At 54.5% G+C, this 13,594-nt stretch carries 17 protein-coding genes; 12 read left to right on the top strand and 5 right to left on the bottom strand.

All coding sequences use genetic code 11. The annotated features are described in order from the left end of the window. The first annotated feature begins 530 nt into the window (after positions 1-530). From tomB to ACOXYR_RS15875, 4 genes are all read left to right on the top strand, one after another. The gene (tomB, locus tag ACOXYR_RS15860; RefSeq protein ID WP_015965533.1) at positions 531-905 is read left to right on the top strand and encodes an Hha toxicity modulator TomB; all 375 of its coding nucleotides are present in this window, start codon (positions 531-533) and stop codon (positions 903-905) included. 26 nt (positions 906-931) lie between these two features. Beyond that, positions 932-1,150, top strand: a complete 219-nt coding sequence (locus ACOXYR_RS15865; RefSeq protein ID WP_015965534.1) for an HHA domain-containing protein — start codon at positions 932-934, stop codon at positions 1,148-1,150. Positions 1,151-1,319: 169 nt separating this feature from the next. Beyond that, the gene (gene maa / locus ACOXYR_RS15870) at positions 1,320-1,874 is read left to right on the top strand and encodes a maltose O-acetyltransferase (RefSeq protein ID WP_421355848.1); all 555 of its coding nucleotides are present in this window, start codon (positions 1,320-1,322) and stop codon (positions 1,872-1,874) included. Between the two features lie 98 nt (positions 1,875-1,972). Next, positions 1,973-2,443 carry a YlaC family protein gene (locus ACOXYR_RS15875; protein WP_108474870.1) on the top strand — a complete coding sequence of 157 codons (471 nt, stop codon included), beginning with the start codon at positions 1,973-1,975 and terminating at the stop codon, positions 2,441-2,443. Here the strand turns inward: ACOXYR_RS15875 and pdxR are convergent. Beyond that, on the bottom strand, positions 2,412-3,869 hold the full coding sequence (pdxR, locus tag ACOXYR_RS15880; protein WP_421355847.1) for a MocR-like pyridoxine biosynthesis transcription factor PdxR: 1,458 nt from the start codon (positions 3,867-3,869) through the stop codon (positions 2,412-2,414). The two genes, ACOXYR_RS15875 and pdxR, sit on opposite strands and share 32 nt — an antisense overlap. Positions 3,870-3,970: 101 nt before the next feature. On the opposite strand from pdxR, the gene ACOXYR_RS15885 reads away from it, so the two are divergent. Then, positions 3,971-4,684 (top strand): GNAT family N-acetyltransferase, encoded by a 714-nt coding sequence (locus ACOXYR_RS15885; protein WP_407732205.1) that lies wholly within the window; start codon positions 3,971-3,973, stop codon positions 4,682-4,684. On the opposite strand, the gene ykgO is transcribed toward ACOXYR_RS15885, so the two are convergent. Both ykgO and ACOXYR_RS15895 read right to left on the bottom strand, forming a co-directional pair. Continuing rightward, positions 4,681-4,821 (bottom strand): type B 50S ribosomal protein L36, encoded by a 141-nt coding sequence (gene ykgO / locus ACOXYR_RS15890; protein ID WP_005125190.1) that lies wholly within the window; start codon positions 4,819-4,821, stop codon positions 4,681-4,683. The two genes, ACOXYR_RS15885 and ykgO, sit on opposite strands and share 4 nt — an antisense overlap. Continuing rightward, the gene (locus ACOXYR_RS15895; protein ID WP_015965539.1) at positions 4,821-5,081 is read right to left on the bottom strand and encodes a type B 50S ribosomal protein L31; all 261 of its coding nucleotides are present in this window, start codon (positions 5,079-5,081) and stop codon (positions 4,821-4,823) included. Before ACOXYR_RS15895 ends, ykgO begins: the two co-directional genes overlap by 1 nt. Before the next feature lie 277 nt (positions 5,082-5,358). On the opposite strand from ACOXYR_RS15895, the gene ACOXYR_RS15900 reads away from it, so the two are divergent. From ACOXYR_RS15900 to ACOXYR_RS15925, 6 genes are all read left to right on the top strand, one after another. Next, positions 5,359-6,390 carry an isopenicillin N synthase family dioxygenase gene (locus tag ACOXYR_RS15900; protein WP_421355846.1) on the top strand — a complete coding sequence of 344 codons (1,032 nt, stop codon included), beginning with the start codon at positions 5,359-5,361 and terminating at the stop codon, positions 6,388-6,390. Positions 6,391-6,414: 24 nt separating this feature from the next. Beyond that, positions 6,415-7,221: a MetQ/NlpA family ABC transporter substrate-binding protein gene (locus tag ACOXYR_RS15905; RefSeq protein ID WP_421355845.1), complete on the top strand. Its 807-nt coding sequence runs from the start codon at positions 6,415-6,417 to the stop codon at positions 7,219-7,221. Beyond that, positions 7,218-8,009, top strand: coding sequence for a methionine ABC transporter ATP-binding protein (locus tag ACOXYR_RS15910; RefSeq protein WP_108474865.1), 792 nt, complete (start codon positions 7,218-7,220; stop codon positions 8,007-8,009). The genes ACOXYR_RS15905 and ACOXYR_RS15910 overlap by 4 nt, the downstream gene beginning before the upstream one ends. After that, the gene (locus tag ACOXYR_RS15915; RefSeq protein WP_421355856.1) at positions 8,006-8,665 is read left to right on the top strand and encodes a methionine ABC transporter permease; all 660 of its coding nucleotides are present in this window, start codon (positions 8,006-8,008) and stop codon (positions 8,663-8,665) included. Before ACOXYR_RS15910 ends, ACOXYR_RS15915 begins: the two co-directional genes overlap by 4 nt. Before the next feature lie 96 nt (positions 8,666-8,761). Beyond that, positions 8,762-10,321 (top strand): EAL domain-containing protein, encoded by a 1,560-nt coding sequence (locus ACOXYR_RS15920; protein ID WP_108474863.1) that lies wholly within the window; start codon positions 8,762-8,764, stop codon positions 10,319-10,321. Between the two features lie 40 nt (positions 10,322-10,361). After that, positions 10,362-10,907, top strand: a complete 546-nt coding sequence (locus ACOXYR_RS15925; RefSeq protein WP_421355844.1) for a flavin reductase family protein — start codon at positions 10,362-10,364, stop codon at positions 10,905-10,907. A gap of 39 nt (positions 10,908-10,946) precedes the next feature. On the opposite strand, the gene ACOXYR_RS15930 is transcribed toward ACOXYR_RS15925, so the two are convergent. Then, a complete protein-coding gene (locus tag ACOXYR_RS15930) occupies positions 10,947-11,300 on the bottom strand; it encodes a DUF1428 domain-containing protein (protein WP_108474861.1) in 354 nt (117 codons plus the stop codon). A 106-nt stretch (positions 11,301-11,406) separates the two neighbouring features. Beyond that, entirely contained in the window at positions 11,407-12,009 is a 603-nt protein-coding gene (yczE, locus tag ACOXYR_RS15935) for a membrane protein YczE (RefSeq protein WP_108474860.1), read from the bottom strand. Between the two features lie 88 nt (positions 12,010-12,097). On the opposite strand from yczE, the gene yczR reads away from it, so the two are divergent. After that, positions 12,098-13,525: a MocR-like transcription factor YczR gene (yczR, locus tag ACOXYR_RS15940; RefSeq protein ID WP_421355843.1), complete on the top strand. Its 1,428-nt coding sequence runs from the start codon at positions 12,098-12,100 to the stop codon at positions 13,523-13,525. Positions 13,526-13,594: the final 69 nt, after the last annotated feature.

Here is a 13,594-nt window from a genome sequence, read left to right on the forward strand (position 1 = left end):
CAAAGGGTCGCGCGAGCGGCCCTTTTTTATGGTTTTTTATAATCGCACTTATCGCTATAAACGTTTTTAAAATGCAGTAATAAAATTTTATAATAAAAAAAGCGTGTTATCTTAAATAGTGATGATTCATCGCCGTGAAGATCCCAGCGTTTAAAAGTTTAGGAAAACTCCGAAGTGAAAGATGTTTTCTCTGTATCTTCGTTGCGAATGGTCTTACACCTGCTGAAAATCCAGGCAATTGCACGCCGTATGAATTGTGTGGATAAAGGGTAAGTGAATGAATTCTAATGAATCAAATTTTGTTTTCTGGCAATACATTGAAAAATCTTAATCTAAGCCGCATTTCATAATCGGGGAATAAAGAAAAAGAGACTTAATTGTAATTTTTCGTAATAGCTCGGTGAAATCTCTTTCAGAGTAGATTATAGTTAGTGCATAAGGACTGTGCGTCTGCGCCAGGTTAGCCAGTAGTTACCCCATCCCACACACTGATTGTTCTCGTCGTTTACTCACGAATAAGGGGATGTGTTATGGACGAATACTCGCCAAAAAGGCATGATATCGCGCAACTCAGATTCCTCTGCGAAACGCTCTATCACGACTGCCTCGCCAATCTTGAAGAGAGTAACCACGGTTGGGTTAACGATCCCACCTCGGCTATCAACCTTCAACTCAATGAGCTGATCGAGCATATCGCAACCTTTGCGCTTAATTATAAAATTAAGTACAACGAAGATAATAAATTGATTGCACAAATTGACGAATATCTGGATGATACTTTCATGTTGTTCAGTAACTACGGCATAAATAGTGAAGACTTGCAAAAATGGCGCAAGTCAGGGAACAAACTCTTCCGCTGTTTCGTCAATGCCAGCCGGGCTAACCCTGTTAGTCTCTCTTGTTAAGATAATTACAATCACATGGGTGAATTATGTCTGAGAAACCATTAACTAAAACGGATTATTTGATGCGACTGCGCCGTTGCCAGTCAATTGATACGCTGGAACGCGTTATTGAAAAAAATAAATATGAACTTTCTGACAATGAACTGGCGGTATTTTACTCAGCAGCCGATCATCGTCTGGCAGAATTGACGATGAATAAGCTGTACGACAAGATCCCGTCCACTGTCTGGAAATTTATTCGCTAATCACTATTTCCTGCAATCGCTACAGGCGTCAGTCAAGTTAACTCACGATCGTAACGTTCCGCTTACCCTGGTAAGTTTGTGATTAACTTCACATTGATAAACAGGGAACGTTCCCAATTATATCTGCGCCTCTTATGGTGAACACTCTTAACTGACGAGGAGTGTCACAATGAGTGAAGAGAAACGTAAAATGATCGCCGGCGAACTCTATCGCCCGGCTGATGCAACGCTCAGAGCCGATAGCCTGCGCGCTAAACAGTTATTGCACCGCTACAACCATTCGTCGCCCGACGAAAAAGCATTACGCCATCAGTTGCTGGCTGAACTCTTCGATAAAAGTCACGATGCGTATATTGAGCCCAATTTCCGCTGCGACTACGGCTATAACATTACGCTGGGCGCCAATTTCTACGCCAATTTTGATTGCGTAATGCTGGACGTTTGCCCTATTACCATCGGTGATAATTGTATGCTCGCGCCGGGAGTCCATATTTATACGGCGACCCATCCTCTGGATGCGACCGAGCGCAACAGCGGCTATGAATATGGTAAACCGGTGGTTATCGGAAATAATGTCTGGATCGGCGGACGCGCGGTGATAAACCCAGGCGTAGCCCTCGGGAATAACGTTGTCGTCGCATCCGGGGCGGTCGTGGTGAAGGATGTCCCTGATAACGCGGTCGTGGGCGGCAATCCGGCCCGCATTCTTAAAATGCTGAGCTAATGCGACTGTTATGCTTTTTCGCAACCAATCTGTTACTTTTTGCATCGGTTAATGCAACATAGAATAGGGGAATCCGCCCTGAGTTGCAGAGCCCTATTATGACAGAAATCCAGCGATTACTTACACAAACCATCGATGAGCTGAATGTTCGTGAAAAGCGCGACAACAGGCCGCGCTTTAGCATCAGTTTTATCCGCAACCACCCGGGTCTGTTCCTGGCGATGTACGCGGCCTTTTTCGCCACGCTGATTGTCATGATGCGCTCTGAAACACTGGAAGATTCCGTCTGGCTGCTGTGGGTACTGTTTGCCCTGCTGAATGCGTTTTTCTTCTTTGACGTGTATCCGCGTTATCACTACGAAGATATCGACGTGCTGGATTTCCGCGTCTGCTATAACGGCGAGTGGTACAACACGCGCTTCGTGCCGGACGAGTTAATTCAAGCCATTAAGAATTCGCCACGCGTCAGCGCGCAGGCCCGCGCGCAGCTGGAAAAGATGGTCGCCAGAAAAGGTGAACTCTCATTCTACGATGTTTTCACTCTAACCCGCGCGGAAACGACGCAATAATCCGCTGTAGCGTCCGTATCGCTGGAATAAAGCGCGATGCGGACGTATTGCCATATCCCAGCACCAGTCCAGAACGCTGATGCTGCACATCCAGATAAAACTGACTGAGCGCCGCCGGTGACATCTGCTGCTGGCGGGCAAGTTTTACCACTGCCACATCATCAATCCCGTCGATAAGCACCATCAGGTGCAGCCCTCCCTCCCCGGCCAGCACCTGATGCGGAACCAGCAACGCCTGTGCCAGTGCCTCGCGTAGCTGTGATTGCCGTTTACGATAAAGCCGTCGCATCGCCGCCAGATGCCGCGCATAATGTCCCTCCTCAATAAACGTCGCCAGCGTGCGTTGCTCGGCGCGATGCCCACCGCGCAGCAAGGCGCGAATGGCCGGTTGTGCGGCGGCAACCAGCGCAGGCGGTAGCACCATAAAACCTAACCGCAGCGACGGAAAGAGCGTTTTACTGAAGGTGCCCAAATAAACGACCGGCGCATCGCTTACCATTCCGCGCATCGCCGGGATAGGCTCACCGCTGTAGCGAAACTCACTGTCGTAATCGTCCTCAATGATCCACGCACCGGCGCGATGCGCAAACTCCAGCAGCGCCAGACGCCGCGCCGCACTCAGCACGCTCCCCGTGGGATATTGATGCGACGGAGAGGTGAAAATAAGACGTGGCGTCGACGCGGCCTGCGCAAACTGCATACCTTCATCGTCGACAGGAATTCCCTCAAGCTGTAACCCCGCCGCCAGAAAGGCGCTTTTTGCGCCAAAGTAACCCGGCTCTTCCACCCAGGCCAGTTGCCCCGGCTCGCTCAACAACTGGGTACAAAAATTCACCCCCTCCAGCGCACCTTCGGTGATAATCACCTGGCTGGCATCGCAGTGGATCCCCCGTGAAAGCGCGAGGTGACGGGCAATCGCCTCGCGAAGCGACGCTTCTCCGGCAGAATCACCGTAGCCCAGCAGCAAACTCCCCTCCTCCCGCAAGGTACGATCGAGCAACCGCCGCCACAGCGGTAAGGGGAAATAGTTAATGGCGGGCGTTCCCGGTGTAAAGAGCATCGGCGGCGACTCACGCGGCGTCGCTGGCGGGAGCTGGCGAAACCGCCCGGCCACGGAGGCGGGTAACGCCGGCGATGAAGCTGCTGCCTGCGTTTTGGGGAGTGACGCCACGCGCGTGCCCTGCCTGTCGCGCAGCAAATAGCCTTCCAGCGCCAGTTGCTCCAGCGCGCTGTTGACCGTATTGCGGGAAATCGCCAGCCGCTGCGCCATGATGCGCGAACCGGGAAGACGGCAGTTTGCCTGTAGTTGCCCCTGCAAAATGGCGTCTCTCAGCGCATTGTAAAGACCGCGCTGCAGCGTCTGCGGGCCGCGCATAGCCAGCGCGCGTTGCAGGAAAGTAAAAAAGGGATCATCAGGAATATTCATCAGGGCTCCTCGTGGCACCATCAGAAGATACACATCTGGCACTTTTTATGGAACCAGTAAGTCTCTACTCTCAACTCGTCCACTTACAGCAAGGAGAGGTTATGAGTCAGCTTAATCAGTTTAATCAACCCATTGGCGATGCGTTACCCGACTGGCAACCGCGTCCTCATCCGGAACGAGTGGTGCTTGACGGCGCCTGGTGTCGTCTGGAGCCCCTGGCCGTTCATCACGCTGACGCGCTGTTCGCCGCCCACCAGCTTGCCGCTGATACGCGCAGCTGGACGTGGCTGCTGCGTGAACCCGACAGTTGTGTGGACGAGTTTCGCCAGTGGGTTGCCAGCGTGGAAAACCTCAGCGATCCCATCCATTTTGCGGTGATTGATAAAAATACCGATAAGCCGGTGGGCTCACTGTCGCTAATGCGCATTGATGCCAATAATGGCGTGGTGGAGGTTGGGCACGTGCACTTTTCGCCGCTACTTAGCCGCACCCCGATGTCGACGGAAGCCCAGTGGCTACTGATGCGCTACGCATTTGATACGCTCGGGTACCGTCGCTACGAATGGAAATGCAATAGCCTGAATGAACCGTCGCGCAATGCTGCATTGCGTTTAGGCTTTCAGTTTGAGGGGCGCTTTCGTCAGGCGCTGGTGATTAAGGGGCATAACCGCGATACGGACTGGTTTTCGATTCTGGATAGCGAATGGCCTGCGCTTGATACGGCGTTTCGTCACTGGCTTGCCGCCGACAACTTCGATGCCGACGGCAAGCAGCGAAAAACCCTGGAACAGTGGCGCAATAATGGAAAAGATTAACGTCTTTTTTTACGACCCTGCACCGCTTTAAAACGCGGATTGGTTTTGCAAATGACATACAGCCGCCCTTTGCGCTTCACAATCTGGCAGTCCGGGTGGCGTTGTTTTGCACTGCGTAATGAATTCAGAACCTGCATTACTGGCCTCTCACATCAAGAAAACGACCGAAGCGCTGACGGAATTTCGCGGCGCTGCCTTCGCTGGAAAACGACTTCTGTTTTCCGGTATAGAACGGATGCGACTTCGCAGAAACCTCAAGAGTGACATAGGGATAGGTCTCTCCTTCAAGCTCAATTTCACGATCGGTCTTAATAGTCGAACCGACTTTAAAATACTCGTTGGCGCTGGTGTCGTGGAAGACCACGGTACGATAATGCGGATGGATATTGGTTTTCATAACGCCCTCAACATATATGTTATAACATAACAATATGCTAAGGCATTAATGCGTCGCGATCAACCCTGCGCTTTCCATGGCTATTCCCTTATCACTTTTTCGCAAAAGCTCAGCACCCCGCAGCGGCATAAAATAGAAAATATCGTTATTGGTGACGCGTCAGCGAATCAGGCACGCTGGCGCTATCTCATCTCATCAGGAGCGATCATCATGCGTTGTTGTTGTTATCCCTTCACTCATAAAAATGCCCTTTTCCCCCAGCACTCCGGAGATAACAATGAGCCTGACGACACTGCCCGTTCTCAATCTGGCGCACTATCACTCTGCCGCTGAACGCGATGCTTTTCTTGAACAACTGCGTCATGCCGCACGCGACGTAGGGTTCTTTTACCTGACATATCACGGCGTTGATGAAACCCTTTCGCAGCAGCTCCAGCATCAGGCCCGACATTTCTTTGCCCTACCCGACGCGCAAAAACAGCAGGTGGCGATGGTGCACTCCCCGCATTTTCGCGGTTACAACCGCAGCGCAGCCGAACTGACACGCGGCCAACCCGACTGGCGCGAGCAGTTTGATATTGGCGCGGAGCGTCAGGCGCTACATCTGAGGGAAGACGATCCGCGCTGGCTGCGCTTACAGGGGCCCAATCTGTGGCCTCAGGCGCTGCCGACGCTGAAGCCGGTACTTCTGGCGTGGCAACGTGCGATGACGGAGATGGCAATGACGCTGCTGCGCGCATTCGCGCAAGCGCTGCAACTGCCTGCCCATGCCTTTGATACGTTGTATGGCGACAAACCTAACGAACATATCAAGCTGATTCGCTATCCGGGCCAGCAGGAAACACAAAGCAGCACCCAGGGCGTAGGGGCGCATAAAGATTCCGGCTTCCTCAGTTTCCTGTTGCAGGATCAACAAAAAGGGTTACAGGTCGAGATACGTGAAGGTGAGTGGATCGATGCCGCCCCGTTGCCGGGCAGTTTTGTCGTCAACATCGGCGAATTACTCGAACTGGCGACCAATGGGTATCTGCGCGCGACCGTGCACCGCGTGGTTTCGCCCCCCGCCCATCAGGAACGCCTGTCGATCGCTTTCTTCCTCGGAGCCCAACTGGATGCGGTCGTCCCCGTCTACGATTTGCCGGAAGCACTGGCGCGAGAAGCGCACGGGCCGCAAAGCGACCCGCACAATCCGCTTCTGCGCGACGTGGGCTGGAATTACTTAAAAGGACGCCTGCGTTCACATCCGGACGTCGCGGAACGTCACTATTCCGATGTGCTTCGCGCTCGCAGCGAACAACTTATCGCCTGAAAACAATAATAAAGGAATCACACCATGAAAAATGCTGCATTCAAACTGGTAGGTATCGCGCTCTCTCTTTCTCTGGCCTGGAGCGCTTACGCGGCACCGCTGCGCATCGCCGCAGACCCGGTTCCGCACGCGGAAATTCTCAACTTTATAAAAAGACAGGATCCGTCACTCGACCTGCAAGTGGTGGAACTTACCAGCGGAGTCAACGCTAACGAACTGCTGGCAAATGGTGACGTGGATGCAAACTACTTCCAGCACGTGCCTTATCTGAAGGACCAGGAAAAAGCATTAGGAAAAACCTTCGCCGTGGCGGCAACGGTGCACATAGAACCGCTGGGTATTTATTCTCACAAGCATAAAGATCTGAAATCACTGCCCGAAGGCGCGACCATCGCCGTGCCGAATAACGCTACAAACTTAAGCCGCGCGCTGTTCCTGCTGCAAAGTAAAGGGCTGATAAAACTCGACGGCAAATTCAACGATCCGGCGAGTACGCTCGCGACGCCGAACGATATTGTCGAAAATCCCCATAATGTGAAGATCCTGGAGATCGAATCGCCGCAGATCCCGCGGTCGCTGGACGATGTGGATCTGGCTGTGATTAACGGCAACTACGCGCTGGAAGCCGGATTAACGCCCGCACAAGATGCGCTGGGGCTGGAAAGCGCGGCCCACAATCCGTATGCCAATATTCTGGTGACGAACCCGCAGCTCGCCAACGATCCGCGCATCAAAGAACTGGCGAAAGATCTGACCTCACCTCAGGTTGCGGAATTTATCCGCCAGCACTACAACGGTTCGGTGATCCCGGTCAGTGCGCCCCAGTCATGATTACGCTCGACGGGCTAAGTAAACAGTACGCCGGAACAGGCCGACCGGCGCTCAACAACGTCTCGCTTCACGTCCCGAAAGGGGCAATTTACGGTATTCTCGGGCGGAGTGGTGCGGGGAAAAGCACGCTGATTCGTTGTCTGAATTTACTGGAACGGCCCACGGCGGGCCGCATTCTGTTCAACGATGACGACATCACTCTGTTCAATAAAACCCAACTTCGGGCGCACCGCCTGCGCACGGGCATGATTTTTCAACACTTTAATCTGCTCCATGCGCGTACGGTGGCGGACAACATCGCGGTTCCGCTGGAAATCGCGGGCGTGGCGAAAACGGAACGTCAGCAGCGAATTGAAGAACTGCTGTTTTTAGTCGGACTGGCAGATAAAGCGCAGGCGTTTCCCTCCCAGCTTTCTGGCGGCCAGAAGCAACGCGTCGGTATTGCCCGCGCCCTGGCGGCGAAACCGGATGTGCTGCTATGCGATGAAGCTACCAGCGCACTGGACGCCGACACCACCGCCTCGGTGTTAACGCTGCTCGACACCATCAATCGTCAGCTTGGGCTGACGATTGTCCTCATCACCCATCAACTGGAAGTGGTGAAAAACCTCTGCGACCACGCCGCATTGCTGGAAAACGGTGAATTGCAGGAGAGCGGAAAAATTGCCGACCTGCTGGTCTCCCCCTGGTCGCGCCTGCGTGAAATGCTGTTAGGCGATGCCGATGAAGAACGTCGCTTTCTGGCGCGTCACGGTATCAACGGGAGGCCTTTATGCGTGGTCGCATGAGCTGGGACGATCTTTGGCCTATTCTCCTGAACGGCACGCTGGAGACGCTGTATATGGTGGGGCTGGCGGCGCTGTTGACAGTACTTATCGGCCTGCCATTGGGCGTGCTGCTGTTTATTTCCCGCCGCCACGGGCTGGTACCGATGCCGCGTTTGAATGCGCTGCTGGGTGCCCTGGTCAACACCGAACGTTCGCTGCCGTTCATTGTGCTACTGATTGCGCTGATCCCGTTCACCCGGTTATTGATCGGCACAACGCTCGGCAGCACGGCGGCCATTGTTCCCATTACCATTGGCGCCTTTCCTTTCTTCGCGCGACTCACTGAAAATGCGCTCGATGAAGTGGATTCCGGGCGAATTGAGGCAGTGCTCTCAATGGGCGGCAACACCTGGCACGTGATCAGCAAAGCGCTGCTACCGGAAGCGCTGCCGGCCCTGCTGGCGGGGATCACTTTAACAGTGGTGATGCTCATTGGTTTTTCATCGATGGCGGGCGTGATTGGCGGCGGCGGCTTGGGCGATTTAGCCATTCGTTACGGTTATCAGCGTTTTAACGATCAAATCATGGTCGCGACGGTCGTGACGCTGGTCATTATGGTGCAGGGCGTGCAGATGACCGGCGATCGCCTGGTGCGCGCGCTGGCGCATCGGCGATAATTTGCGCAGTCAATCTCAGAATAACCCTATTGTTTAATAAGCTTATTATTTTAATGGGATATACTTGTCGTACTTTGCCACATTAAGGACAACGCTGTGACAACACGACATCTGGTGGGTCTGGTGACGGGCGTGCTCATTTTGGCAATTTTTTTGCCGATTTTACTGAGCATCTGGCTGGCTCATCAAGAAGCGGACGCCCAGTTCAGGGATGAACAGGAACTCTACGCTTCGCGCGTGATGGCGCGCACGCTGCAGGTGCTGGATCAAGCGAAAGCCGCGCTTGTCCAGATTGACGCCTCCAAAAATCCGGGCTGTAGCCCGCAGCAACTGCTTGAAATGCGCCGCCTCTCCTACTCCTGGCGCTATGTTCAGGAAGTGCTTTATCTTGAGGGCTCAACGCCGATTTGCTCCTCGCTGGAGGTGCAAAGCGCCCCCATCACCTATCCGGAACCCGATCGCGTGACACCTGATGGTTACCGAACCTGGTTTACCGCGAAGAACGATCTTGGCCTTGACCATCATATGATTGCTGTCGCCAGCAAGCAGCATATGGTGATTATCGACCCGCTTTCCTTTATCGACGTGATTCCCTCTGAGCTCAGCAATATTCAGTCTGCGCTTCTGGGCACGGTGAGAGACCGCGTGCTGGCAAGCAGCCAGCCGATTGATATTGCGGTGTTCAAACGCATGCAAAAAGAGGGGTTGGAAACCCTGACGGTCAATCACACTATCTACACCGTGCGGCATTATCCCGAGCTTGATCTGGCGGTGGTCACCTGGTCGCCGGTACAACCTAAAGTCGCCAGCTGGCATCATCAATTGCTTATCTGGTTACCGATTGGCATCTTAATCAGTTTGTTAGCCGCCTGGTTTATTATGCGTCTGTTACGGCGCCTGCAGTCCCCCCACCACCGTATGCTCGACGCCTTAAATGAATCGGCCATTACCGTTCACTATCAGCCGATTGTTTCGCTAAAAAGCGGGCGAATTGTTGGCGCTGAAGCGCTGGCACGCTGGCAGCAAGCCGATGGCAGCTATTTGTCCCCGGAAATTTTTATTCCGCTCGCTGAGCAAACCGGGCTTATCACCCGACTTACGGAAACGGTGGTAAAAAACGTATTCCACGACCTGGGGAAATGGCTTCATGTTCATCCGGATCTCCACATCTCCATCAATCTTTCGGTTGAGGATCTTCGTTCTGCCACGCTTCCAGCGTTATTAAAAGAGCAACTTAATCACAGCAAGGTATTGCCCTCGCAAATCGCCCTGGAATTGACCGAGCGTGGTTTTGCCGACCCAACCACCACGTTGCCTGCCATCGCAAGTTATCGCAAAGCGGGGCATGCGATTTACATTGATGATTTTGGCACCGGGTATTCCAGTTTGCGTTATCTGCAGGATCTGGAAGTCGATACCCTGAAAATCGATAAATCGTTTGTGGATGCGCTGGAATACCAGCAGGTGACGCCGCATATCATCGAAATGGCGAAAAGCCTGAAGCTGGATGTGGTGGCCGAAGGGATCGAAAATGCCTGCCAGCAGGAGTGGTTATATCAGCACGGCGTGCATTACGGCCAGGGCTGGCTGTACAGCAAAGCGCTGCCAAAAACTGATTTTATTATCTGGGCCGAGGAGAATTTGCGCTCGCACTAAGGGCTATGCTTACGGTAAAGCCAATGAGAAGGAGAGCGCAATGAACAAGCAACACTGGCCTCTGGAAGATGTGCGTCACTGGCTGGAGCCCGGCCCGGTGGTGCTGGTCAGCAGCCACTGGCAGGGCAAAAACAACATTATGACGCTGGGCTGGCACACCATACTTGAGTTTTCCCCCTCGCTGATGGGGTTGATGATTTCCGCCGGCAACGTCAGCTATGCCTTAATCCGCCAGAGCGGCGAATGTGTGATTAATCTGCCCGATGCCAGCATGGTGGATATCGTCTCCGGCATCGGCAATTGTCGCGGCGACAGCACCGATAAGTTCGCCCATTTTGATCTTACGGCAGAAAAAAGCGAGCGGGTTGCTGCGCCGGGTATTGCAGAATGTCACGCCAGCTTTGAGTGTCGTTTGTATGATGACGCGCTGGTCGAGCGCTACAATTTCTTTATTTTTGAAGTGGTCGCCGCACGCGTGAAGCCCGAGCCTGAATGGCCGCAAACGCTGCATTATACGGGCGGCGGGATTTTTCGCGGTGACGGTGAGGTGATTGACCGCCACCGCTTGTTTACCAAAGTCTCCTGACATGCGTCTGGCTGGCGGCACGCCGCACAGCCAGCCTGGCTACTCGTCGACGATGGGCAGGAAACCCCCGTAGATCATACGTCGTCCGTCAAACGGCATCGACTCCCCCAGCGCCTTCATGCGCGGGTCGTTCATCATTTTCTCATTTGCCGCATCGCGAGCATCTTTAGAAGGGTATTCAATCCAGCTGAAGACCACCTCTTCGTGCTCTTCTGCCTGCACCGCCATGCGAAAATCGGTCAGATTGCCGTTAGGCACATCATCCGCCCAGCATTCGACAATGCGGGTTGCGCCGAACTCTTTAAACAGCGGCGCTGCTTTTGCGGCCATCTCGCGGTACGCCTCCTTATTTTCCGCGGGAACAGCCACAACGAAACCATCAACATACTTCATCAGATAAACCTCCGAAGTGACAGCACAGCCAGAAAACCTGGCCGCGTCTGTTGATAAGTTTAGTTCTGCTACCCGCTAAACGCGTAGCGCACCCGCAACTCTGCGCTCAGGAAATGACGGCCGCACTACGCGTGCCGGTGGGTTGACGAAACCACGGCAGGCAGAGCTGAATTAAGGGGCCGATCGCCAGGGCATACAGCACGGTGCCCACGCCAAACGTTCCGCCCAGCAGCACGCCAATTACCAGCACTGACAGTTCAATCGTGGTGCGAATCATCCGTACCGACCAGCCGGTACGCGCGTGCAGCCCGGTCATCAGGCCATCGCGCGGCCCCGCGCCGAAGCCCGCGCCGATATACATCCCCGTTGCCAGTGCATTCACCACAATTGCCGCAGCCAGCAGCGCGCTACGCGCCACCAGAGATTCCAGCGGCGGCAGAATAGCCAGCGTCGCATCGGCGGTCAGCCCCAGCACAATCACGTTACTGACCGTACCCAACCCCGGACGCTGGCGCAGGGGGATCCAGAACAGCAGCACCAGGACGCCGGTGGCGATAATCACCAGACCAATATTCATCGACAGCAGGCTGGCGACGCCGAGATGAAATACGTTCCATGGATCCGCCCCCAGATCCGCACGAACAAACATCGCCGTGGAGACACCGTAAAGAGCCAAACCGATATAAAGCTGGATAAGTCGACGGAGCATGATGCACCTCAAAATAAGCGTTCAGGACTTCATCATCGGTGAAAATGGACTTATGATTAATGACCAGTTTTTAAAAAGTGGACTGCATATGACACCACGACGCTCGGCATCACACTCTTTGGTACGCCTGCTGGGCCACTGGCAGGAGACAAACTCACGCACTCCGCTCTGGCGGCAGCTGGCGCAGGCGCTGCGTTTGCTGATCCTTGATGGGCGATTACCGCTGGAGAGTCGTTTGCCCGGCGAACGTGAATTTGCCGCGGTGTTGGGCGTCAGTCGTACCACTATCGCCAGCGCACTGGCGCAGCTGCGGGATGAAGGCTATCTGCAAAGTCGCCACGGTAGCGGCTCGTGGGTAATGTTACCGGAAGGCCGCCGAGAGATTCCGACCCGCATGTCGGCACCTGAGGCGCTGGATCTTTCTACCGCCGCGCTGAGTGCGGGCGCTGAAATTCATCAGGCCTACAGCCATGCATTAACCATGCTGCCAGGCTATCTGCACCACACGGGCTACGACCAGCATGGATTAAGGGTACTGCGGGAAGCCATTGCGCATCGTTACTGCGCACGCGGCCTGCCGACAAAAGCGGACGAGATTATGCTGGTGAACGGCGCGCTCAGCGGGCTGGCGCTGGTGTTACGTGCAATGACCGGGCCGGGCGATCGCGTGGTGGTTGAGAATCCTACTTATCCGTTAGCGATTGCCGCGATTCAGGGCGCATCCTGCCGCCCCGTGGGTTTATCTTTGCCCACGCAGGGCTGGGATACCGACGGGCTGGCGGCCATCATCGCGCAGACCGCGCCGCGTCTGGCATGGCTGATGCCTGATTTTCACAATCCCACCGGTCGCTGTATGGACCACGCCACACGGCAGATTGTTGCCGATCTTAGCGCTCGCACGCGCACCACGCTGGTGGTAGACGAAACGATGGTCGATTTATGGTACAACGCCCCACCTCCCCCGCCGCTGGCCGCTTTCAATGCCGATGCCCCGGTGATTACCATCGGCTCTGCCGGGAAAAGTTTCTGGGGTGGTTTACGTTTAGGGTGGGTTCGGGCCTCAACACGCACGCTCGCGTCGCTGATTCAGGCACGCGATACGCTCGATCTCGGCTCCCCCCTGCTGGAACAATTAGCGGCGCTGTGGTTACTGGAAAACAGTGACCAATTAATGCCTGCCAGAAGAGCGATGCTGGCGCAACGTCGCGACATGTGCGCCGCACTCATGCAAAACTATTTTCCGGAGTGGCGCTTTACCCAGCCTGAAGGCGGACTCTCTTTCTGGGTTGAGCTGCCCGAAATGCTGGCGACGCAGTTTGCCGCCCAGGCGGAAGGCGTGGGAATTCATCTGGGCACAGGCACGCGCTTCGGGCTGGCGGGCGCGTTTGAACGCAACCTGCGCCTGCCTTTTACGCTGCCGGATGAAACATTGCGTAATGCCTTCGAATCATTACAGCCGATCTGGCAGACGCTTGCCGGGCAGCAAAATACGCATTGCTTACGCAAAATCATTTAACGGCTTTGCCGCGACTCAGAGGCGATGAAAGAAGTCGTGGTATTGTTGAGAGAGGAGAACGTTATTGCG

Source organism: Pseudocitrobacter faecalis (assembly GCF_965231525.1).
In the GTDB taxonomy this organism is placed as follows: Bacteria; Pseudomonadota; Gammaproteobacteria; order Enterobacterales; family Enterobacteriaceae; genus Pseudocitrobacter; species Pseudocitrobacter faecalis.